Source organism: Enterocloster clostridioformis (genome assembly GCF_020297485.1).
In the GTDB taxonomy this organism is placed as follows: domain Bacteria; phylum Bacillota; class Clostridia; order Lachnospirales; family Lachnospiraceae; genus Enterocloster; species Enterocloster clostridioformis.
Genome location: NZ_JAIWZC010000001.1, coordinates 3,887,960 through 3,910,773, shown reverse-complemented (window position 1 = coordinate 3,910,773; position 22,814 = coordinate 3,887,960). Strand labels below are relative to the sequence as shown.

Genomic DNA, 22,814 nt, shown 5'->3' with positions numbered 1-22,814 from the left:
TTATACACAGACATTAAAAATAATATGGAGGTAATAGTATGGTAATTCGTTTGTTCTGTGCTGCCGGAATGTCTACCAGCGTTTTAGTTGAAAAAATGAAAGAGGCTGCTAAAGAAAAGGGAAAGGATGCAGAGATTGCTGCTTATCCGATTAGTGAGATGGAGGCTCGTCTGGACGGTGTAGACGTAGCCTTGTTAGGTCCTCAGATTGGTTTTCAGTTAGGGAAGGCAAAAGGATTATGTGAGCCTAAGGGCATTCCGGTTGATGTTATCCCTATGGCGGATTATGGAACCTGTAATGGTATGAACGTATTAAAATTCGCTTATAAACTGGTAAAAAATTCAAAATAATCTAATCATTTTAGAGGAGTGATGTGCTATGAATAATTGGATACAGGAGAAACTTCTGCCAAAAATCCTGTGGTTTGTAAATACACGGCCTGTTACCGCTGTAAAAGAGGGAATTATTTATACGATTCCTCTGATCATCGTCGGATCTGTGGCTCTGATCCTTTCAAACTTCCCGGTTCCGGCAGTTGTGGCCTTTTTAAGTGACCACGGTCTGATCGACATACTGAACCAGGCATACATGGCTACCTTTAATATCAATGCCATTATTGCCGTTCTCGGAATTTCCTATCAGTACATCCTGATGGAAAAACAGGAGCCTCTCGGCGGGGCAGTGATCGCTCTGGGTTCGTTTTTGATCTTCCAGCCCTCCTCTGTCTCCGTCACTAATGATGCGGGTGAGGTTATTGGAACGGTTTCCAATGTGATCAATCGTACCTGGACTGCCGGACAGGGTATGATCGGCGCTATTATCTGCGGCCTTTTAGTTGGATATATCTACTCATGGTTTTTGAAAAAGAATATCCGTATCAAGATGCCTGCCGGAGTTCCCGTCGGCGTTACCAATGCCTTCTCTGCTTTGGTTCCTGCCTTTGTTATCATTTCCGGCGCAACCGTCCTTCATGGAGTCTGTGATATTGCTGCCGGGACTACGGTGATTGAGCAGATTTACTCAATTATCCAGATTCCGCTGCAGGGTCTTACCGATTCCTTTGGTGCTATAATTATCTATGCCTTTATTGTATCCTTCCTGTGGTTCTTCGGCGTTCACGGCGCTACGATCATGAGCGGCATTATGCAGGGCATCCTGCAGGCAAACTATCTGGATAACCAGGCAATTCTGGATACCGGACTGGAGCTGACAAAGGCAAACGGCGGACACATCGTAACTCAGCAGTTTATCGAGCTGTTTGTAACTGCTACCGGCTCCGGTATCACAATCGGAATCGTACTGTACATGGTTGCCCTGGCAAAATCCAAGCAGTTTAAGGCACTGGGAAAGATTTCAGTAGTTCCTGGGATCTTCAATATAAATGAGCCGATTCTGTTTGGCTTGCCCATTGTTATGAACCCGCTTATGGCAGTTCCATTTATCTTAACGCCAATCGTAGTCGGAATTATAGAGTATGTTGCGATTGCAGCAGGGCTCTGCCCCATGTACAGCGGAGTTTACGTTCCCTGGACGACCCCGCCTATCATTTCCGGCCTGATTGCGGGAGGCTGGCGCACAGCGCTTCTTCAGGTTGTTATGCTGGTTGTCTCCTTTGTTATCTATCTTCCCTTTGTCCGCAAGCTGGATCTGGCGGCTCTGGAAAATGAAAAGGCTGCTGCCGAAAGCGAAGACGATGATGAGGACTGGTAGGAATAAAATAAGGAGACTTGACTATGGCAAAAATGACAGATGAATTGGTTATGAAATGTTTTCAGATCGTTGCTCAGGTAGGAGCTGCCCGCTCTTACTATATTAATGCAATCCAATGCGCAAAGGAAGGCAAATTTGAGGACGCTGAGCGCATGATCAAGGAAGGCGATGTTTCATTCAATCAGGGACACACTGAACACACCTCTCTTCTTTCTATGGAGGCGAGCGGTGAACTGGACGGAAGCGGTCTTTTGCTGATCCATGCCGAGGACCAGTTGATGAGCGCCGAAGGCTTTCGGATCATTGCAAAAGAATTTATCGATGTGTATAAACGACTGAATGTATGAGCTTAAGACTCGTTCTGTTTTATACTGTATACGAATAAACGGAAAGGAAAGAAGAGATGAATGGACCTGTAAAGATCGTTACGATCGGAGGCGGCTCCAGCTATACTCCGGAGCTGATGGAAGGCTTTATTAAGCGATATGATATTATGCCTGTCAGGGAAATCTGGCTGGTGGATATTGAAGACGGTAAGGAAAAATTAGAAATTGTTGGCGCCATGGCGCAGCGCATGTGGGATGCGTCCCCTTATGATGTTAAAGTCCATTTGACATTAGATCGGAGAGCTGCTTTGAAAGACGCCGATTTCGTTACTACACAATTTCGCGTCGGCCTTTTAAATGCAAGAATTAAGGATGAGCGTATTCCGCTGAGCTATGGAATGCTGGGACAGGAAACCAATGGTGCGGGCGGTATCTTTAAGGCCCTGAGAACCATTCCTGTGATTCTTGATATTGTCAGGGATATGAAGGAGCTTTGCCCCAATGCATGGCTGATCAATTTTACCAATCCAAGCGGAATGGTTACAGAAGCAGTTATGAGATATGGCAAATGGGATAAGGTTATTGGCCTGTGCAATGTTCCTATAGGAGCAATGATGAAGGAGCCTGAGCGGATCGGAAAAACCTTAGACCAGCTTACCTACAAATTCGCCGGACTTAATCATTTCCATTGGCATAAGGCTTTTGACGAAAACGGAAAAGAAGTGACGCCGGAGATCATAGATTCCTTATATAAGGGCGAGGACACCGGACTGCCGGCTAACATCTTTGATGTTCCTTTCTTTAAAGAGCAGCTGGATACGATGGGCATGATCCCCTGCGGATATCACAGATATTACTACAGGCAGGAGGAGATGCTGAACCACTGTTTAGAAGAATATAAGGATCCGGAGCTTGGGACACGTGGACAGCAGGTGAAAAAGACAGAGGCAGAGCTGTTTGAATTATATAAGGATCCGAAGCTGGATTATAAGCCTGAACAGCTTACAAAGCGGGGCGGAGCCCATTATTCAGATACCGCCTGTGATACCATTGCTTCCATCTATGCAAACCTGAACAGGCACATTGTTGTTACTACAAGAAATAACGGAGCTGTTCCGGATCTTCCGCCGGAATGCGCGGTTGAGGTATCTGCTTTTATTGGCGCGGCTGGCGCGCGGCCGATCGCCTTTGGAACCTTACATCCTGCTGAAAGAGGATGGCTTCAGTGTATGAAAAACATGGAGCTCTGTGTAGAAGAAGCGGCTGTTACCGGAGATTATGGCATACTTCTCCAGGCATTTATTTTGAATCCGCAGATCGTATCTGGAGAAACTGCCGTGAAGATCATTAATGAGCTGCTCCTTGCGCATAAGAAATACCTTCCGCAGTTTGCAGACAAAATTGCGGAATTAGAGGCTGCGGGCGTGGCGATCAAAGATCCGGTTGCACGTGAGCTTTCCAAATAAACGAATTTCCAGTAACAGTATTCCAACTAAAGCCCTTTTATAAATACAATAATACGGGAGGTATACAATGGCTTTTAGAAAAGGTTTTTTATGGGGCGGCGCAACTGCCGCTAATCAGTGTGAAGGAGGCTTTTCCGAGGGCGGACGCGGACTTGCGAATGTGGACGTATCCCCTGTTGGCTCCGACCGAATGGCTGTTATTTCAGGAAAGAAAAAAATGTTTGATTTTGATGACGAGCATTTTTATCCTTCAAAAGACGCAATTGATATGTATCACCGTTATAAGGAGGATATCCGCCTCTTTGCCGAGATGGGCTTTACGGTTTACCGCATGAGTATTGCATGGAGCCGCATTTTCCCGCACGGAGATGAAAAGGAGCCTAATGAGGCAGGTCTTCAGTTCTATGAAGATGTATTTAGGGAATGCCGCAAATATGGAATTGAACCCTTGGTTACGATAACACATTTTGACTGCCCGATGCACTTGGTCAGAGAATATGGCGCATGGAGAAACCGCAGGCTTATTTCCTTCTATGAGAATTTATGCAATGCGATCTTCCGCCGTTATAAGGGGCTTGTAAAATACTGGCTGACCTTCAATGAAATCAACGTGATCCTGGAAGCTCCTTTCATGGGTGCGGGACTCTGCTTTGAGGAAGGCGAAAATGAGAAGCAGATCAAATATCAGGCAGCGCACCATGAGCTGGTAGCCAGTGCACTGGCAACTAAGATTGCCCATGAGGTGGACCCGGAAAATAAGGTTGGCTGTATGCTGGCTGCCGGAAATACATATCCGCATACCTGTCAGCCTAATGACGTTTGGGCTGCCATGTGCGCAGACCGCCGGAGCTATTTCTTCATTGATGTCCAGTCTCATGGAGAATATCCTCCTTATGCATTAAAGCAGCTTGAGGCAGAGGGGATTATGCCGGTTATGGAAGATGGGGATTTAGAACTTTTAAAGAAGTATACCGTTGACTTCGTCTCCTTCTCCTACTACAACAGCCGCTGTGCAAGCGCTGATCCAAAGGTGAACGAGACGATAGAGGGAAATATCTTCGCTTCTTTGAAGAATCCTTATCTGAAAGCAAGCGAGTGGGGCTGGCCCATTGATCCAATGGGACTGAGGATTACCCTCAATGCTCTCTATGACCGCTACAGAAAGCCGCTCTTTGTCGTAGAAAACGGGCTTGGCGCGGTTGATGAACTGGTAGAGGGCGAAAATGGCGAGATGACTGTTATTGATGATTACCGCATTGAATATATGAGGGATCATATCAAGGCAATGAGAGACGCAGTCACAGAGGATGGCGTAGACCTGCTGGGCTATACCATGTGGGGCCCCATAGATCTTGTCAGCGCCGGTACAGGGGAGATGAAAAAACGGTATGGCTTTATCTATGTAGACCGCGACAATGATGGAAATGGCACATTGGCAAGGTACAGAAAAAAGAGCTTCTGGTGGTATAAAAAGGTAATTGAAAGCAATGGGGAGATTTTATAATAGAATCATAGCTTAAACAAGAATCTGCTTTGTAACCATTCTGTTTCAATCTGCTTCCTGTGAAGCCATGCTTGTCAGACTGGTCATATTAGAATGAATAACTGCCGTTTTGACAATTAGAAATCTCAAAATGGCAGTTATTACTTTCTTTTTTGCTGCCGCTTCTTCCTGCAATCCTGTCCTCCTCAACAGCAAGCGGCTCTTCACGGAGCTTTAACATCTTTTCCCGTCTGTTAGGATGAAACGGATAAACAGCTTGACTTTCCGCCTTCTCCTCATACGAGGGATGGACGTACGTATTGAGCGTGGTGTATATATTTTTATGCCTGGCCCGTATACGGAGAAGTTCGGGATCCCAGCCCGCGCTGTTCAAAAGGCTCAGGGACGTATGCCGGAACATATGCGGGGAATGGCGAAACAGATTTTTTATTTTCTCTGTTTTGACCAAAAATCAATGTGTCCTAACTACGGTACTAAATAGTTTCATGAAATTAACAATTTTTGAATCTCTTTTGCCAGCGCCGCTGCCAGTTTTCGATGATTTTCTGCAGTCATATGCAGCCGGTCTTTCTCACTGGCTTCTGCAACTGAAGCAGCATCGAAGAAATGACAATTCTTCTGTCTAGCTACTGCTTCATATTCCGGCCGAAAACATCGTGACATAGCAGAAGCTTCTTCAGTAAAACAGCCATAGATACTGTCAGAAATTCCTGTCTTAATCAAGACTGGAGAAACAATCAGAATCTCCGGGTCCGGATAAGACGGAGCGAACGGAAAGCTGCGGATCGTATCAACAATCTGCTCCATCGCTCTCCCCAGATCCCAGGATGTCACCTGAAAGCGTTTCTTCAGATCATTGGTTCCCAGCATCACCACAATCAGATCCAGCGGATTATGGCTGGCAATAATGGGTATCAGCATTTTCAAGCCATTTCTTCCATAGGAGATTTCATCTTCAAAAACGGTTGTTCTTCCGCCGCAGCCTTCCTCAATAACGCGATAATCGCTCCCAAGAAGCTTCTGCAGTACACCGGTCCAGCGAACATCATCAGGATGTCGTCCTCCATGAATCGGATCCGTACCAAATGTGTTACTGTCTCCATAACATAAAATATGTTTCATTACAATAACCCCATTAATTTTGGCAGCCCCAGTGAAAGGGGCGGTATAAACGTCAACAGCAGCAACATGATAATCATAGACAGGTAAAATGGAAGAAATCCTTTCACAACCTTCTCCACAGGCACTTTCGCAATACTGCATCCGATGAACAGGGAAGTTCCTACCGGAGGTGTGCAAAGACCGATTCCATAAGCCAGAACCAGAACAACACCGAAATGGTACGGGTTAAAACCAAGTGCTCCGGTTGCAATCGGGAATAAAATAGGCGTCGTCAAAAGAATCAGAATACCCATATCCATGAAGCATCCAAGGACCAGCATCATCAGCAAAAGCAGCAGAACCAGCAGAGTTCTGTTTGAGGTCAGAGAAAGAAGCCAGGTGGATAGATTCTGAGGTACTTTTAAATAGGACATCACATAACCAAATGCTCCGGATGCAGAAATAATCGCCATTGCCATTGTCATCGTAGGCAGACATTTTTTCAAACCTTCCAGATAAAGCTTCAACGTCATATTGCGATATACAAACAAAGTTAAGAACAATGCATATACTGCGGCAACCGCCGCAGCTTCTGTAGCGGAACAAATGCCAAAGGATGTTCCCGCAAGCACAATTACGATTGCACCTAATCCCAGAAGTGCTTCCCAGATAATTTTAATGTTTTCCCTCATGGATCGCTTCACACCCAGAGGATATCTCTTTCGCACAGCTATCACATAAGCGGGAATCATAAGGCCTAACGTTAACATTACGCCAGGAATATATCCGCATGCCAACAGTGTGCTGATTGAAATTCCGCTTGCAGAAGCCAACGCATAAAACAGCATATTCTGGCTTGGCGGAATAATTACACCTTCCACTGATGAAGTTACAGTTACTGCCACACTGTAATCTTCATCATATCCTTCTTTCACCATCGCCGGAATCAACATAGCCCCAATGGAGGATACGTCTGCCGCCGAAGAACCGGAAATTCCACCAAACAGCATACTCACCAAAATGTTGACAATCGCCGTACCGCCACGGATTCTCCCTACGATAATATTACAAAAGGACATAAGTTTTGATGTAATCTCACCATCTGTCATAACCTGCGCCATCATGATAAAAAAGGGTACTGCAATAAAAGTAAAGCTCAGCAAGCTGACTGACATTTTTTGAAATAAATTAAAATACGGAATCCCAAGGTATGTTGCCGTCACCAATGCAGAAATGGCAAGAGAGAAGGCAATCGGTATTCTGATGACCATCAGAATTGCTAATGTTGCAAATAACATAATGGTGCCTATTGCTATCTCATTCATGTCTTTCCTCCTCATTCTTTTCCTGGTTTCTAATCAGATATTCCAATAAATTAACCGCACTGTACAAAGCTGTCAGAATTCCTCCAAAAACAATTGGGAAATACTGCACTCCTTGAGACAGATGAGTAGCCGGCAAACGCTTCATCAGATTAATTTTAAAAACCTGCCAGCCAAAATATACCATCAGACATCCAAATACAGTCAACAGTAAATTACGTAAAATATCACAGGCTCTTCTCACTGCAGACGGAAACAAGTTGTATACACCTTCTATCGCAATATGTGTGTCTCCGTATGCCCCGATGGAAATACACAGAAAACCGAACCAGATCAATATGGTAAGGATAATTTCTTCAGACCACACCAGAGGTTTGCTGAAAACGTAACGCATCACAACCGCACCAAAACATACCGCTAACATGATTACAAGAAACACACAGCAAATCCATTGCTCCAACTTTACAAGATATCTTAAAGACCCCTTTACCTTCGACATGGAACGCTTCCCCTTTCTTTCTTAAAATCTGATTTCCTGTTATTCAGCGGAGCGAATCAGATCTACCAGTTCCTTATACTGCGGATACTTGTCATATACAGACTGTACAGTATCCTGGAATTCTTTCACATCCACATCAATAATCTTACATCCTGATTCCTCACATTTTGCTCTGGATTCTTCCTGATAATCCTGCATTGCCTGTCTCTGCCATTCAGCAGCTTCTCTGGATGCCTTCTTTACTCCCTCTTTCTGTGCATCGGACATCTGATCCCATGTCTTCTTACTGCAGATAACAAGTGCCGGAGGTGCCATGTGGCCATCCAGTGTAAAGTTCTTTGCTACTTCATAATGACCAGAGGTATAATAACTTACGAAGTCATTTTCCGCTCCATCTACAATGCCCGTCTGCAGTCCCTGGAACACTTCACCGTAATCCATTGGAGTTGCCTCTGCACCTAATGCCTGTACCATGGAAATGGCTACCTCCGTCTGCTGCACACGAATCTTCATGCCCTTCAGATCGGCCACGCATGTAATCGGCTTATCCGTTGTATAGAAATTTCTGGAACCAGCCTCATAAAAATCAAGACCTACCATATTATAATTTTCCAGTTCCTTAAAGGCCATCTCTCCTGCAGCTCCATCCAGCGCCTTATATTTTGCTTCTGTATTGGAGAACAGATACGGCATACTAAATGCGCCGAACAAATCTACTACAGGTGCCATGGAATTCGTATTAACACGTGAAAAATCAAGGGTTCCCGCCATTACCTGATCGATGGAAGATGCCTCATCACAAAGAGCTGCATTCGGATATACATCAATGTTTACCGTGCCATCTGTGTACTTGTTTGCCAGATCTGCAAACATTTTCATACCTTCTGTAATCGGATTTCCATCCGCCTGATTTTCTGCCAGCTTGAAGTGAAGTTCATCCCCCATATCTCCACTTGCTGCTTCCGCTGCCGTTGTTTCTTCCACCCTTTCTGCGGCTGTTGTTTCTGGTGTAGCGGAAGCTGCTGTTGTCCCGGCCGGCTTAGAACCGTCACATGCGGTCATTGACACCACCATTGCACATGAAAGTAATGCTGCTAAAGTTTTTTTCATTTATTTTTCCTCCTTAAATAAATTCTTTGAAAAATTGAATGTTATTCTGCAGAATAATTGAAATTTGAACACTGATCGCCTCATTTTTCGGCTTCTCTCCCTTGATCAGATACTCAAAAAGCGTTTTGAAACCAAGATATCCTTTCTGATAGGGATTCTTATAAACGATCGCCTTTAAAACACCGTCATACAGCATCTGCGCACTTTCCGGAAACAAATCACTTCCAACCGCAAATATATCGTTAAATCGTTCGAACTGGATTAAGGCCTCGCACATAGGAATTGTATTTCTAGCTCTCGTGGAATAAGTTCCGATGACATCCGTATTTTCTCTCAAATACTTCAGCATCTGAACGCGGTTTGCCTCGGTATTATTCAAATTCGGCACACTAATCACCGAAATATCCAGATTTTTTTCTTGAAAATATGTTCGAAAGCCTTCTGAATTCAATTTATGAGACAACGAACGTTCATCTCCCTCCGCAATAAGAATGGTTCCTTTTTTTCCCTGCAGTACCAGATTCATCAATTCGGCTGCAAGACGTCCTGTATAGGTATCATTAGGAGCTATACAACACAGCCGCCCACAATCTTTAAAATCATTGTCAATCAGAGCCACCGACACTCCTCTCCCGGAAAATTGACTCAAAAGGCACTGCATCTGAGGACTATTAATATTTGGCATAGTCAAAAGACCATCCAATCGATCTCCCCACTCATCGTATAACTTCTTCAGAATACTAACCTGTTCTTCGCTTCCTTTCGAATCACTCACCGGGAACGTAAAATCCATCACATTCAGATTATAGCCCGATACCTCGCTCTCAGCAGCTCTGCATCCTTTCCAAACATAGCGAAAATAGTATTTCCCTCCATCTTCTGCTTCCGGGAGCACCACGGCCAAATTCACTTGACGACGTTTCAGTGCCGATGCCACATAGTTTGTTGTGTACCCAAGTTCACTGGCCACATTTAGAATTTCCTGCCTGACTGCTTTGCTGACCCCCTCTTTGTTGTTCATCGCCCTATGGACAGAAACAAGAGAATATCCACTGGCCTGTGCTATATCCTTTAGAGTTATTTTCTTCACTTCTATAATACATCATCTCCCGTCTGATTCCGGCATCATACTTCTTTTCACTAAGCACTAAAAGAGTATAAAAAGTACATAATGTCTAAATTTTATTGTTTTCGAAAACGTTTTCTCTAGTCTGATTATAGAATATATTTACGTACCCTGTCAATACGAAAAAAATTTTCTCTAATTTTTAAACAAAAATCCTAAATTTATTGTGCTTTTTTACAATTACATCTTGACTTTTTTATCTTTTTCTACTATTCTGAAAACAATTCAATCAAAGGAGATGAATATCCATGAAGCATATCATTTTCAAAAATGCTCGTGTCATTATGCCGGATGCTGTGTTGAAAAATCACTATGTTTATGTCATAGACGGTTTGATCAAATCCATAGATCAAGAACCTGTTCCAGAAAATCTAACTAGGGAAACCGAAATTATCAATTGCCAGGGCAATTATCTTTCTCCCGGTTTTATCGATACACACTGCCATGGAGGTGGTGGTGCGGATTTCATGGACGGAACCGTACAAGATATTCTCATTGCTGCTCGGGCACATTTAAAACACGGTACTACTGCCTTATGTCCCACAACACTTACCTGCTCAGATCAGGAGCTATTCCGTTTTTTTAAATCCTACGAAGCAGCGAAGGCCGTTTCCGAACATATGCCACATCTGCTTGGAATCCATCTGGAAGGTCCCTATTTTTCTCCTGCTCAGGCGGGAGCCCAACCTCCGGAATATCTGGTTTGTCCCAAGCGGGAACACTATATGGAAATCCTCAAACGAGGGAGCGGCAACCTCGTAAAGTGGTCCATTGCTCCTGAACTTCCTGGCGCTCTTGAATTGGGAGATGAATTAGCTTCCCGTGGTATCCTGGCCTTAATGGGCCACAGTAATGCCAAATTTGATACTGTTAAACTGGCTGTTCAGCACGGATACACACAACTTACTCATTTCTATTCCGCCATGTCCACAATCACACGGGAGAATGGGCACAGGAAACTTGGCCTGGTCGAAGCCGGATACTTATATGACCAGTTAAACATAGAAATTATTGCTGATGGGATTCATCTACCACCAGAACTCTTAAAACTGATTGTCAAATGTAAGGATCACTCCCACATCTGTCTTGTTACAGATAGCATGCGTGGTGCGAATATGCCGGATGGTCCTTCGCTTCTGGGCTCAAAAGCACATGGAACTCCCGTCATTATCAAAGATGGAATCGCCAATATGCCAGCCTTTGACGGATTCGCCGGCAGTGTGGCTACTACGGATCGCTTGGTACGTGTCATGACCCAAAAAGCCGGTTTACCTGTTTGGGATGCCGTTCGCATGGCCTCTCTAAACCCGGCTATTTTTCTGGGCAAGCAAGATCAATACGGAAGCATTGCACCAGGTAAGTATGCCGATCTGTTGATTTTCGATGATGACATCCGCATTTCATCTGTTTATGTTGCAGGAATCAGACAATAGTATTGTAAAAGGAGAGCTTAGCATGAATATTACTGTAAACGTATCATCCACCCCGCAGGAACTGGGCAGTCATGCTGCCGCAGCAATTGCAAAATTATTAAATGATGCCATCAAAGCCCAAGGCTATGCCCGCCTAGTTCTTTCTACCGGCGCTTCCCAGTTTGAAACACTCGACGCACTCGTAAAAGAACAAGTCGAATGGGAAAAAATAGAAATGTTCCATCTTGATGAGTATGTAGCTCTTCCGGAAAGCCACATTGCAAGCTTTCGAAAATATTTAAAAGAACGTTTTGTCAGCAGAGTACCGCTAAAAGCAGCTTATTTCGTAAATGGTGAGGGCAATGTAGAAAAAAATATTGCCGAACTGACCACGAAACTGAGAGAAAATCCGATTGATGTAGGCGTAATCGGAATCGGCGAAAATGGCCATATTGCTTTTAACGACCCGCCTGCAGATTTTGAAACAAACACAGCCTACAAAATTGTCACACTGGATGAACGCTGCCGGAAGCAGCAGGTCGGTGAAGGATGGTTTGAAAACGTAGGAGCTGTGCCGAAGCAGGCCATCACCATGTGCGTAAAACAGATTATGTCCTGCCGCCATATTATCACAGCCGCACCACATGATGTAAAGGCGGAAGCAATTTGTAATACTATCACAAAACCGGTCGATCCAACCGTGCCAGCCACCATCTTAAAAACTCATCCGGACTGGCAGCTGTTTATTGATGACGCTTCTGCATCCCGGCTATTTGCAAATTAATTTTCAGATATGAGTTTTCTATAGATACTGTTAATCTTGAGATTGCCATACGACGGCTTCTTTCTGAAAAAATTGACAGCCATAGACTAAAACTACATCTATGGCTGTCATTTAAATTTTTTGAACCGTTCTTAACACGGCTGAGAGGCAACTGTTCTAGAGTTCCTCGCCGTCGGGATGACTATCCCAAGCATTGCATGAGGTCCATGTCAAGACTGGCGGACAGCATAAAAGACCTATGTCGTGGTAAGGTCAATCCCACGAAAAAATGAGGCTTACCTCTGATACCCTTCCTTCGCCATGGAATGCTTATAGGGCAGCGATGGTGTGCCATCATCAAGGATTCGCTTGCATATCCAAGGCGACGGCTTTCGCCTACCAAGGCTTCTGCTGACTTCTCACAGTTCGTTGTTACTACGGCTAATGGGACCGCCTGTGAGACCTGAGGCGCCGAAAGATATCTTCCGGCGCCTTTTTCCCAAAAATCCTCATGGTCATAATTCCGATAAACAGGACTTATACCACAATATCTTCTTCATAACCAAAATCCTGAGATATGTCTCCCGGTTCCCCAACTGTTTTTTCCGCCTTAAACTCAACTCTCTTTACCGGGAATGACACAACGGCCTTAAACAGATCCCCGTCTATGACAACCTGGAACTCGCCTCCCTGAAGCCGGGTCAAATCCTTGGATATGGACAATCCCAGGCCGCTTCCCTCCGTGGCCCTGGACACATCCCCCCTGACAAAACGCTCTGTCAGCTCATCCGGGCTGATGTTCAGCGATGACTCAGAAACATTCTTAATGGTAAATATGGCCTTGCCGCCCTCGTCCAGCACATCCACATAGACCCGGCTGTGTTCCATGGCATATTTCACTGCATTGGTATAGAGATTTTCCAGGACACGCCACAGGCGGCGTCCGTCAGCCTGGATGATAAGCACCTCATCCGGTATGCTGGAAATCAGTTCCAGCCTGCGCAGGGCAAACCGTTCCTCAAATTCACCGTTGGTCTGCTGTACCAGCTCTACCAGGTCAATATCCGATATATCCAGCTTCATATTGCCCGAACTGGCCTTGGATGCCTCCACCAGGTCCTCTGTCAGAGTCTTCAGCCTCTGGGACTTCTGGTCCAGCACTTCCAGATATGCGGCAATCTTGGGGTCCTGTATTTTCTCCCGCTTCAGCAGGTCCACGTAATTGATAATGGACGTAAGAGGGGTCTTGATATCATGGGACACATTGGTTATCAGGCTTGCCTTCAGCCGCTCGCTCTTAACCTGCTCCTGGATGGCTGAATCCAGACCGCTGCTGATGTTGTTGAGATGCTCTGCCATCTGCCGTTCCTTGCCGGACAGACGGGCAGTATCAATCTGATAGCTGGTGTCCCCCTGGGAGATGCTGCTGACCGCCATGTCCAGAACATCCCTCTGCACTGACTTCTTAAATAACAGGTGGTATATCCACCCATCCAATCCCAGATACAGCACCACGAATACGTAAAACATAATCTGGTAGCTCAGCTTATTTCCCTTATAGAAAAAGAGGAAAATCAATCCCCACAGCATACCCGCGTTGAATCCCAGAAACAGCAGGTAGCAGAACCCGGTCCCCACTGCGTAGCTGACCCTTCCCACATAGTCCCTGGAAGCCTCCAGTGCCCGTTTTGCAAGGCTGTTGCTCCATAAGGTCCTGGCCTTATACCTGCGCAGCAAATCAAAACCGCACAATACAACGCTCCCGTACACAATGACCAGTTTAATCATCTTATTCCAGTAATTCCATTGTTCATTGGGAGCAAACAGGCTGAACAGACGGATTCCCACATATCTTCCTATATGGATGAACACCGCTGTTGCCGCCGCCCACAGAATCAGACAGAGCTCCGTGTGAATATCATCAATGGGGAACAGGCGTATCTCCGCGCTTCCGTCCGTGGTATGGCCTGACATAAGCATCAGCATGGCCAGTGTGACCACACATCCCAGGCCACCCAGTATGACGCTGCCCATACCCATGATGAACTCGTTCCTGGCCTCCTTATATGCCTTGGCTTCTATGGAGTATGCATCCGTGTTGGGATAGCTGGTATCCACGGACAGGACCATATAGTTCTTATCGTTCTTATAGGGATTCCATATCTCAAGGAGTGTTGCCGCATTGGCAGGCACCGTGGCCATGTTGGTATCCATGCGGATGGTATTTCCCGGCACGTAAAGATACTTCCCCGTACCCACTATCTCCTCCATGGTCTTATCCGGCACATTGGTGGATACCTTTATATCACCCTTGTCGCTCTTGTATTCGATACGGAAGCTCAGGTTTGTATCGTTTTCTATGTAATTGTAATATATGGTGTAATATTCACTCAGATGGACCAGTATATCAAGGGCCAGGTCTTCCATGGTCATCCTTGGAGCCTCTCCTGCGTCCGCATCCACAAAATCCGGATTATAGCTCTGGAAATCAACGGTTATTTCTTCCTCCTCATCGTCCATGGAAATGGGCGATCCGGCCAATTGGAAATTCTCATCCAGATAGTAGCCCCTGGTCTTGATATAGCGCACAATCCGGTCCAGGGTCCACTCCGTGCCCTGCTCCCCCGGTCCATTGCTGACCCTTACAATAACCTTATGCATATCCAGCTTTCCGTTGGTCTCAAACATATCCTTATAGCCCACATAGGTAAATATGCGGTCGATATCCTCTGTCAGCTGTTTGTCAAACTGGGCTGAATCCTCATATGCATCCTCGTATATCCACTTTACACCTTTTCCGTAATTGGAGTTAAGGTACATGGCGCTGATCCCGAATACGGACATGGCCACAAAGATAATGTGGAACAGGGTCAGGATCAGCTTCCTCCGTCTGAATTTCCTCTTCTCATCTGTCATACAACCACCTACTGCTTTTCTATCTTATATCCTACACCCCATACCACCTTCAGGTACTTTGGCTCCCTTGGGTTAATCTCTATTTTCTCCCGGATATGGCGTATGTGCACGGCCACTGTGTTGTCCGCGCCGATGGCCTCCTCATTCCATATCTGCTCATAAATCTCATCAATGGAAAACACCTTTCCCGCATTCTTCACCAGAAGAAGCAGGATATTGTACTCGATGGGCGTCAGCTTGATGGCATCGCCGTCCACGGTCACCTCTTTGTTGTCATCATTGATCTGAAGGCCGCCGCACTTATAAATCTGTCCGTCCGCCTGCTGGTTCAGGTTCCCCAGCTGGGTATAACGCCGCATCTGGGACTTGACCCTGGCTACCAGCTCCAGGGGATTAAAGGGCTTCGTGATGTAATCGTCAGCCCCGATGTTAAGTCCCAGAATTTTATCTGCATCCTCGGACTTGGCGGAGAGGATGATGATGGGTATGCTGCTGTTCTCCCTGACCTTCAGGGTAGTGCGGATGCCGTCCAGTCCCGGCATCATCACATCCACAATCAATAAATCCACCTCATTTTTATCCAGATACTCCAGGGCCTCATAGCCGTCATAAGCTTTGATTACCTTAAACCCCTCTCCTGTCAAATAGATATCAATGGCCTCCACAATCTGCTTGTCATCATCACATACCAGTATGGTCTGCATCACCAAACGCCCTCCTTTTTATATTCCAGTGCTTTTATGTTTGTTAGAAAATCCTCCATGCACAGATGAAGTTGTTGGCCCACCACTGGCTCAGGCTTCTGTGCACCACCCGTCCGTTACTGGAAGAAGCGTCAATCACAGTGCCTCCTCCTGCCGCGATACCTACATGGCCTCTTACCACCACGATATCACCGGCCTGGATGTCATTAAAGTTTGTAATCTTAGTGTAGCGTCCCACATTCCTCCAGCCGGAAGAAGTCAGGTAGCTCTGGTTTACGCCAACCTGGTTGAGACACCAGTATACGAAACCGGAACAGTCAAAGGAGTTCGGTCCTTTCGCTCCCCATACATACGGTGACCCGAGTTTGGATGAGGCAGCCGATATAAGGGCTGATGCGCCTCCGCCTGCAGGTATGCTCACAGGCGGTGTGGTATTGCCTGACGGCTTGCCCGTATTGCCTGATCCGCCGTTATTTCCTGTATTGCCGCTGTTTCCTGAACTGCCCGGCCTTGTGGTGGTACCGGAACCGCCGGAATTAGCCGCCGGGCGCCTTACATTGTCGCTGGTCAGCTTGGCCATGGTCTGGACGCCTACCAGACCGTCGGAAGTCAGTCCGTTGCGGGACTGGAAGTTCCTGACAGCGTTCTCCGTGGCTTCGCCGTAATAGCCGGTCACATTGCCGGAAACAAGATATCCGTGCTTGTTAAGAAGCTGCTGCACCTTGGTAACCGCGTCACCGCGCTCACCCAGCATCAGGCCGTTGGCCCTGGCATCCGGGCTGTTAAGCGCAATCCTGGTGGATGGCCCCAGATATCCGTCAACCACCTGGTCATTTCTGGCCTGGAACTGCTTCACCGCCACTACCGTATCCTCACCGTAAGCCCCGTCCGGAGTGGTGGTCAGATATCCCAATTCCTTGAGACGCTCCTGGCAGGCCAGGACCACATCGCTCTTCTCACCGTAAGAAAGGAAGTTAGGTTTAATCTCATCGCTGTACAGCAGGTTGATGGTCCTCTGCCCCACCTTTCCATCCTGCTCCAGTCCGTTGACCTCCTGGAGCTTTAACACAGCTGCTTCCGTGGAATCGCCAAAGTTGCCTGTTACCAAATCAGCGGTTGCCAGGTATCCCAGCTCATAAAGACGCTGCTGGATACGCTCAATATCATCACCCTGGGTTCCCTTGGACACCGCATAGTATTTGGCATCCGGAGACATAATGGCATCCCAGGTAACATTGCCCACAATACCGTCCATAGGCAGCTCATTCTGCCTCTGGAAATGCTTCACTGCCTGCTGAGTCATCTCTCCGAAATAATCCGTAGGCTCATCGTTGTCCATGAATCCCAGATCCATGAGACGCTGCTGCAGTCTCTTGATGATTTCATGGCGCACTCCAATCCTAAGGTACTCGGGAGCCGGCTCCGCGTCCGGCAGGTTAATGTCATTCAGTCCCGGCAGCACCTGTCCGTCCAGCCCCAGCTGGGCAATGGTCTCAGGTACAGCCTGTATGACATTGACCTCAGAGGGCGTGGCATCCCCCGCCTCTGATGAGGATTCCTTGGTGCAGCCGCCCAGGAAAACGCTGAGGGTCAGCACGCCTACGGCTGCCGTATATGTAACATATTTTCTGTATTTTGAATTCATGAAGAACTTATCCTTCCTGCTTCTTCTTATGTCAAAAAGCTCAAATCAAATTCATTCTAACACATTTCTTAAGGAATAGCGATATAAAAATAAAGGTCGTAAGAAAATTGAAAGTACTATAAAATAACCATTTCCTGTTTATTAAAAAAGGAAAAACAACGGAAAAAGGCGCCTGCACCACGGTGTTATTCCCCTGGTGCAGGCGCATTCTCCTGCTGTATCTGCATTTACTTTCCGTCCCTGAGCTTTTTTCCGCTTCGCCCGAATCTGCGCCGCTTAAAAAAGGGAACCTTGGCCGCTGCCGCCTCTGCCTGTCCGCCCTTCTGGCAGCTTCTGAGTGTCTCGTCCAGCTGGCGGAACCGTTCCTCCTCCTTCTGGTCCGAAGCCTGGAACAAAAACTCCAGTTCCTTGCCCATCTTCTCATTGACCAGACAGCTGATATCCTGGCTCAGCTTCTCATTGTTCACCTCCAGGGCACGTCCGATAATCAGGTTCATGATCTGCTGAAACTGTTCCATCTTCTCTTCCATGGCAACCACGGACACGCCATCGCCCTTCACAGTGCTGAGGGACGTTCCGCTGTCTTCCTCTTTAAATTCCTTAAGTGCAGCGTTCATGTCGCGCTCCAGGATTTCGTCGGACAGCTCTCCCTGAGCCTTGCCGTCCTTTTTCAGGACCTGGTTCAGCGCATGCTTGATTGCCTTCAGCTGATACCCCTTCTCCTTCAGGTTCTTGACCTGTTTGAACAGGCGGATATGTAAATCCGTATAGTACCGGTGCCCCATTTCGTTACGGGGAATATCAAGTTCCAGCTCCTCTTCCCAGTACCTTAATACATGGGCCTCCACATCGACCTTTTTGGACGCATCCGATATCAGATAATGTACTTCATCCATAGCCATTCTCTCCTTCACAAGTTAACAGGCATGTCCTGCCTTACTATTAGTGTATGCATTGAGAATGGATATTATGACACCCTGGAAAAATTTTTATGTGTCCTGTCCGCCGCCCTGAGGTCTGGCAGCGTTCACAAACTTGGTGTACTCCGGTTTCCATATCAATGTAACGGTTCCGATGGGGCCGTTACGCTGTTTGGCTATGATTACCTCTGCCTCGTTGGGATGCTCCGTATCCTTATTATAATAATCATCACGGTACAGGAACATTACCACGTCGGCATCCTGCTCGATGGCTCCCGACTCACGAAGGTCGGAGAGCATGGGCCTGTGATCCTGCCTGGTCTCGCAGGCACGGGACAGCTGTGACAGGGCAATGACAGGGGCATGAAGTTCTCTGGCAAGGGCCTTCAGGGAACGGGAGATATCGGAAATTTCCTGCTGGCGGTTATCACCTCCGCCCTTCTTGCTGCCGCTCATGAGCTGCAGGTAGTCAATGATTACGACGCTGAGTCCATACTCCAGCTTCATCTTCCTGCACTTGGAGCGCAGCTCTGATATGGATATACCCGGGGTGTCATCGATTATCAGCTTGGAATTCCCTATGACGCCGATACCCTCAACCACCGCATCCCAGTCAGAATCCGTCAGGGAGCCGGTCCGCAGCTTCTGGGAATCCACATTGGACTCCATGGAAAGCATACGGTTCACCAGCTGCTCCTTGGACATCTCCAGGCTGAACACCATGCAGGGCAGGCTCTTTCGCACCGCCACATAGTCCACCACGTTCAGGACAAAAGCCGTCTTACCCATGGAAGGACGGGCCGCTATCAGGATAAAGTCCGAAGGCTGGAAGCCGGAAAGCTTATAATCCAGGTCAATAAAGCCGGAAGGTATTCCCGTGACAGTTCCCTGGTTCTTATAGGCATCCTCAATCTTCTCCAGCACATTGATGGCCACCTGCTTGATGGGCACAAAATCCTGCCCCCCGCGGTTTTGCAGCAGGTTAAAAACGGACTTCTCCGTGTCTGCCAGAATGTTCTCCAATGGCTCCTTTCCGGCGTAACAGGTATTGGCAATCTCCTCCGTGGTCTTAATCAGCCTGCGCAGTACTGCCTTCTCACCTACAATGGCGGCATAGGACCTTACATTGGCGGACGTAGGCACCATGGTAACGATGTCCCGCACAAAATCCAGGCTGCTCACCTCAGGAGGCACGTCCTTTTCCTTCAGACGGTCCTGGAGGGTTACCAGGTCCACGGGCTTGCCTTCATTGAACAGCTCCACCATGGCGTCGAACATGATGCCGTACTGCTGCTGGTAAAAATCACTTCCCGTAACAATCTCCGACGCGGCAATCACTGCCTCCCTGTCCATGAGCATGGAACCGATGACCGACTGTTCCGCCTCCAGACTGTGGGGAAGCACCCGCTTAATCAGGGCTTCTTCCATATTACTCGTCTCCTGTATCTGAATCTATGAGACCCGCCTGTTGAGGCGGGTCCTGTGTCTGCGCTATGATTTTATGCTTCCACTACCTTGACAGCCAGTCTGGCGGTCACTTCCTTATGAAGCTTAACAGGCACCTCGAAGCTGCCAATGGACTTGATGGGGTCGTTCAGCATAATCTTTTTCTTGTCAATGTCAATTCCCAGCTGGTCCCCAATGGCCTTGCCGATTTCCTTGGAGGATACGGAGCCGAAAGCTCTTCCGCCCTCTCCCGCCTTGATGGTCAGGGTAACGGAGGACTCATCCAGCTTTGCTCCCAGCTCCTTTGCTGCCGCCAGCTGCTCTGCCGCAATCCTGTCATCGTTGGCCTTTTTAAGCTTTAAATCATTCAGATTCTTGGAATTAGCTTCCACCCCAAGCTTCTTGGGCAAAATAAAATTTCTGGCATAGCCGTCATTCACATTCACAATCTGGCCTTTTTTTCCTAATGCCTTCACGTCTTCCAGTAATACTACCTGCATGTCTCATACTTCCTTTCTGATTCTGTGTCTATGGGTATCCCTAATCAGGATACCTCGCCTTCCTCCATCATCTGGCGGATGACGTCTTTCAGCTGTTCCTTTGCTTCTTCCACGGTCACGCCCTGCATCTGGGCACCTGCTATGGTGCGGTGTCCGCCGCCGCCCAGCTTCTCCATCATGACCTGAACATTAACCTCGTCAATGGACCTGGCGCTGAAATAAATGGTTCCGTTATAATCTGTAAGCACCACCGAAGCCTTCATGCCGCGGATCTCCAGAAGTTCGTTGGCTGCCTGGGCACCGATGATGGTGGGACTCTCCAGCCCTTCGGCTGGGCACTCACTGATGGCAAATGCATCCATAAACACCTCCGCCTTCCTGACCGCGTCCGCCTTTGCCTGGTAGTCCTTCATATTCTCCCTGAAAAGCTTGCGCACCCTGGTGATGTCAGCACCGCTTCTCCTTAAAAATGCCGCTGCCTCAAATGTCCTGACGCCTGTCTGATTGGTAAAGTTCTGGGTGTCGATGACAATGCCGGCGTACATGGCATCCGCCTCTGCAGATTTGATTTTAATACCATCTGCGATATATTGCAATACCTCTGCCACCATCTCACAGGTGGATGAGGCATAGGGCTCCACGTAGGAAAGAACCGCGTTATCTATGATTTCGCTGCTGGTCCTGTGATGGTCCAAAACCACAATGGTCTTCACCATCTCCAAAAGAGCCGGTTCATCCGTAATGCTGGGCCGGTTCACATCCACGATAACCAGCATGGTCCCCTGGTCCACCAGCTCGGCTGCCTTGGGGCCTGTGAGCAGCATGTCCTCAGGATATTCGGCATTTCCCGTAAATCGCTCCATCATGGGACGCACCGACGAGGTCACCTCGTTGACCACAATGTTGGCCTTCTTATTCATGGACATGGCAATGCGGTATATGCCCACTGCCGCGCCAAAGGAATCAATGTCCGCCAGACGGTGTCCCATGATAAGGAGCCGGTCCTTGTTCTCCATCAGCTCCCTGAGGGCGTGTGCCTTTACCCTGGCCTTCACCCTGGTGGTCTTCTCCATCTGCTGGGCCTTGCCGCCATAATACTGAATCTTGTCGGAGTCCTTGACCACTGCCTGGTCACCGCCCCGTCCCAGGGCCATGTCAATGGATGTCCTGGCATATTCATAATTCTGGCTGTAGCTGTCGCCGTTCATACCGATACCGATACTTAAGGTAACAGCCATGTCATTGCCTATGTTCACTGTCTTTACATCCTCCAGGATGGAAAAACGCTCTTCCTGTATCCTGGCCATGTACTGCTGCTTGATGGCAAAGAAATATTTATCCTTCTCAATCTTTTTTACGATACCGTTCATGCCGGAGATATATTTGCTTATCTTCCGGTCTATGAGGGCGGTCAAAAGGGAGCGCCGGACCTCCTCCACGCTTTCCAGGGCTTCGTCATAGTTATCCAGGTAAATCAGTCCCGCCACCAGCTTCTGATCATTAATCTGCTGCATGTACTTAAGGGTCTGTGTCTCGTCCAGCAGATAAACAGCCGTAACAGACGAGCCCTGTCCCTCCAGCCCTCCCGCGGTCACTGCCGCGTCAAGGCTGTCCACCATGACCTGCTTTAGATCAATCCGGAACTTCCTGTCTCCCAGGCAGCTGTGAAGGCTCACAACCTCCCCGCCGGTAGCCAGCATTTCCTTTGTAATCTCAGGAAACATGGCCGTGATATTCTTATATGAATTCTTGTCTTCTTCCAGGATTGCCGTAAACTCCCGGTTCATCCACAACAGATGTCCTGAGCCGTCTGCCACCGCATAGGGCATCAGCATCTCTTCCAGCAGGTTCTGTCTGCTCTGGTCATAAGCGGACGAAAATGCGATGAGCCCGGCAAGTATGCCTCTTTTTCTTGAAAAATACAGCCAAAGGGCAATCCCTATATAGACAATGGTAAAGACCGATACTATAATGCCGGCTTTTATGGATACCGCTGCCACAACAGCAGTCAGCACGATTAAAAGGACCGACAAAAAGAGCGGCCACTGCAGGTAGACCTTGAAAATCCCCCGCGTCCTTCCTTTATCTCTCATAGTCTGCCTCCATTCGTATCCGAAAATCAGAATACGCCTATCTTAGTTAGTATAACATATTCGGTCTCATTCGTCCATAAAAATGAGATTTTGCCAGCAATGCCAGTACTGTGCCAGCAATTTCCCCGGAGCCCAAGACATAATCTGTGTAAAAAGGAGATAAAAGAGAGCAAAAAGATGAACATTGTAACGCTTTTTGTTGATAAACGGTTATGCCTATGATAGAATCTAAGCTGTATTACACGAACATA

At 47.4% G+C, this 22,814-nt stretch carries 20 protein-coding genes and 1 pseudogene; 7 read left to right on the top strand and 14 right to left on the bottom strand.

What is annotated here, in order from left to right:
- Nucleotides 1-38 precede the first annotated feature (38 nt).
- The 5 genes from LA360_RS19700 to LA360_RS19680 all read left to right on the top strand — a co-directional run bounded on the left by LA360_RS19700 (nt 39) and on the right by LA360_RS19680 (nt 5,006).
- A complete protein-coding gene (locus LA360_RS19700) occupies nt 39-350 on the top strand; it encodes a PTS sugar transporter subunit IIB (RefSeq protein ID WP_022202829.1) in 312 nt (103 codons plus the stop codon).
- Between the two features lie 28 nt (nt 351-378).
- A complete protein-coding gene (locus LA360_RS19695) occupies nt 379-1,710 on the top strand; it encodes a PTS sugar transporter subunit IIC (RefSeq protein ID WP_112481499.1) in 1,332 nt (443 codons plus the stop codon).
- Nucleotides 1,711-1,742: 32 nt separating this feature from the next.
- The gene (locus LA360_RS19690; protein ID WP_027643786.1) at nt 1,743-2,057 is read left to right on the top strand and encodes a PTS sugar transporter subunit IIA; all 315 of its coding nucleotides are present in this window, start codon (nt 1,743-1,745) and stop codon (nt 2,055-2,057) included.
- Between the two features lie 56 nt (nt 2,058-2,113).
- Nucleotides 2,114-3,502 carry a 6-phospho-beta-glucosidase gene (locus tag LA360_RS19685; RefSeq protein WP_112481498.1) on the top strand — a complete coding sequence of 463 codons (1,389 nt, stop codon included), beginning with the start codon at nt 2,114-2,116 and terminating at the stop codon, nt 3,500-3,502.
- Nucleotides 3,503-3,569: 67 nt separating this feature from the next.
- Entirely contained in the window at nt 3,570-5,006 is a 1,437-nt protein-coding gene (locus tag LA360_RS19680) for a 6-phospho-beta-glucosidase (protein ID WP_057571284.1), read from the top strand.
- Between the two features lie 45 nt (nt 5,007-5,051).
- Here LA360_RS19680 and LA360_RS29790 read toward each other — a convergent pair whose 3' ends face one another.
- The 7 genes and pseudogenes from LA360_RS29790 to LA360_RS19650 all read right to left on the bottom strand — a co-directional run bounded on the left by LA360_RS29790 (nt 5,052) and on the right by LA360_RS19650 (nt 10,128).
- Nucleotides 5,052-5,180, bottom strand: a complete 129-nt coding sequence (locus tag LA360_RS29790) for a hypothetical protein (RefSeq protein ID WP_263870329.1) — start codon at nt 5,178-5,180, stop codon at nt 5,052-5,054.
- A gap of 112 nt (nt 5,181-5,292) precedes the next feature.
- A pseudogene (locus LA360_RS31960) lies at nt 5,293-5,454 on the bottom strand (tyrosine-type recombinase/integrase); the annotation flags it as partial.
- 35 nt (nt 5,455-5,489) lie between these two features.
- Nucleotides 5,490-6,128 carry an SGNH/GDSL hydrolase family protein gene (locus tag LA360_RS19670; RefSeq protein ID WP_057571283.1) on the bottom strand — a complete coding sequence of 213 codons (639 nt, stop codon included), beginning with the start codon at nt 6,126-6,128 and terminating at the stop codon, nt 5,490-5,492.
- On the bottom strand, nt 6,128-7,432 hold the full coding sequence (locus LA360_RS19665; protein WP_112481497.1) for a TRAP transporter large permease: 1,305 nt from the start codon (nt 7,430-7,432) through the stop codon (nt 6,128-6,130). The genes LA360_RS19670 and LA360_RS19665 overlap by 1 nt, the downstream gene beginning before the upstream one ends.
- Nucleotides 7,425-7,928 (bottom strand): TRAP transporter small permease, encoded by a 504-nt coding sequence (locus tag LA360_RS19660; protein WP_089775502.1) that lies wholly within the window; start codon nt 7,926-7,928, stop codon nt 7,425-7,427. The genes LA360_RS19665 and LA360_RS19660 overlap by 8 nt, the downstream gene beginning before the upstream one ends.
- A gap of 39 nt (nt 7,929-7,967) precedes the next feature.
- Nucleotides 7,968-9,038, bottom strand: coding sequence for a TRAP transporter substrate-binding protein (locus LA360_RS19655; protein ID WP_027641297.1), 1,071 nt, complete (start codon nt 9,036-9,038; stop codon nt 7,968-7,970).
- Nucleotides 9,039-9,051: 13 nt separating this feature from the next.
- A complete protein-coding gene (locus LA360_RS19650) occupies nt 9,052-10,128 on the bottom strand; it encodes a substrate-binding domain-containing protein (RefSeq protein WP_057571280.1) in 1,077 nt (358 codons plus the stop codon).
- A 284-nt stretch (nt 10,129-10,412) separates the two neighbouring features.
- On the opposite strand from LA360_RS19650, the gene nagA reads away from it, so the two are divergent.
- Both nagA and LA360_RS19640 read left to right on the top strand, forming a co-directional pair.
- Entirely contained in the window at nt 10,413-11,597 is a 1,185-nt protein-coding gene (gene nagA / locus LA360_RS19645; RefSeq protein ID WP_057571279.1) for an N-acetylglucosamine-6-phosphate deacetylase, read from the top strand.
- Between the two features lie 22 nt (nt 11,598-11,619).
- Nucleotides 11,620-12,360, top strand: a complete 741-nt coding sequence (locus tag LA360_RS19640; RefSeq protein WP_057571278.1) for a glucosamine-6-phosphate deaminase — start codon at nt 11,620-11,622, stop codon at nt 12,358-12,360.
- Between the two features lie 516 nt (nt 12,361-12,876).
- Here the strand turns inward: LA360_RS19640 and LA360_RS19635 are convergent.
- The 7 genes from LA360_RS19635 to LA360_RS19605 all read right to left on the bottom strand — a co-directional run bounded on the left by LA360_RS19635 (nt 12,877) and on the right by LA360_RS19605 (nt 22,563).
- Nucleotides 12,877-15,255 (bottom strand): sensor histidine kinase, encoded by a 2,379-nt coding sequence (locus tag LA360_RS19635; protein ID WP_002585434.1) that lies wholly within the window; start codon nt 15,253-15,255, stop codon nt 12,877-12,879.
- 8 nt (nt 15,256-15,263) lie between these two features.
- Entirely contained in the window at nt 15,264-15,959 is a 696-nt protein-coding gene (locus LA360_RS19630; RefSeq protein WP_002566379.1) for a response regulator transcription factor, read from the bottom strand.
- Nucleotides 15,960-16,002: 43 nt separating this feature from the next.
- Nucleotides 16,003-17,604, bottom strand: a complete 1,602-nt coding sequence (locus LA360_RS19625; RefSeq protein WP_022203442.1) for a C40 family peptidase — start codon at nt 17,602-17,604, stop codon at nt 16,003-16,005.
- A 227-nt stretch (nt 17,605-17,831) separates the two neighbouring features.
- Nucleotides 17,832-18,500 (bottom strand): MerR family transcriptional regulator, encoded by a 669-nt coding sequence (locus LA360_RS19620; RefSeq protein ID WP_002585432.1) that lies wholly within the window; start codon nt 18,498-18,500, stop codon nt 17,832-17,834.
- Nucleotides 18,501-18,593: 93 nt separating this feature from the next.
- Nucleotides 18,594-19,952, bottom strand: a complete 1,359-nt coding sequence (gene dnaB / locus LA360_RS19615; RefSeq protein WP_002585431.1) for a replicative DNA helicase — start codon at nt 19,950-19,952, stop codon at nt 18,594-18,596.
- A 71-nt stretch (nt 19,953-20,023) separates the two neighbouring features.
- The gene (gene rplI / locus LA360_RS19610; protein WP_002585430.1) at nt 20,024-20,470 is read right to left on the bottom strand and encodes a 50S ribosomal protein L9; all 447 of its coding nucleotides are present in this window, start codon (nt 20,468-20,470) and stop codon (nt 20,024-20,026) included.
- Nucleotides 20,471-20,514: 44 nt separating this feature from the next.
- A complete protein-coding gene (locus tag LA360_RS19605; protein ID WP_002585429.1) occupies nt 20,515-22,563 on the bottom strand; it encodes a DHH family phosphoesterase in 2,049 nt (682 codons plus the stop codon).
- Nucleotides 22,564-22,814 lie beyond the last annotated feature (251 nt).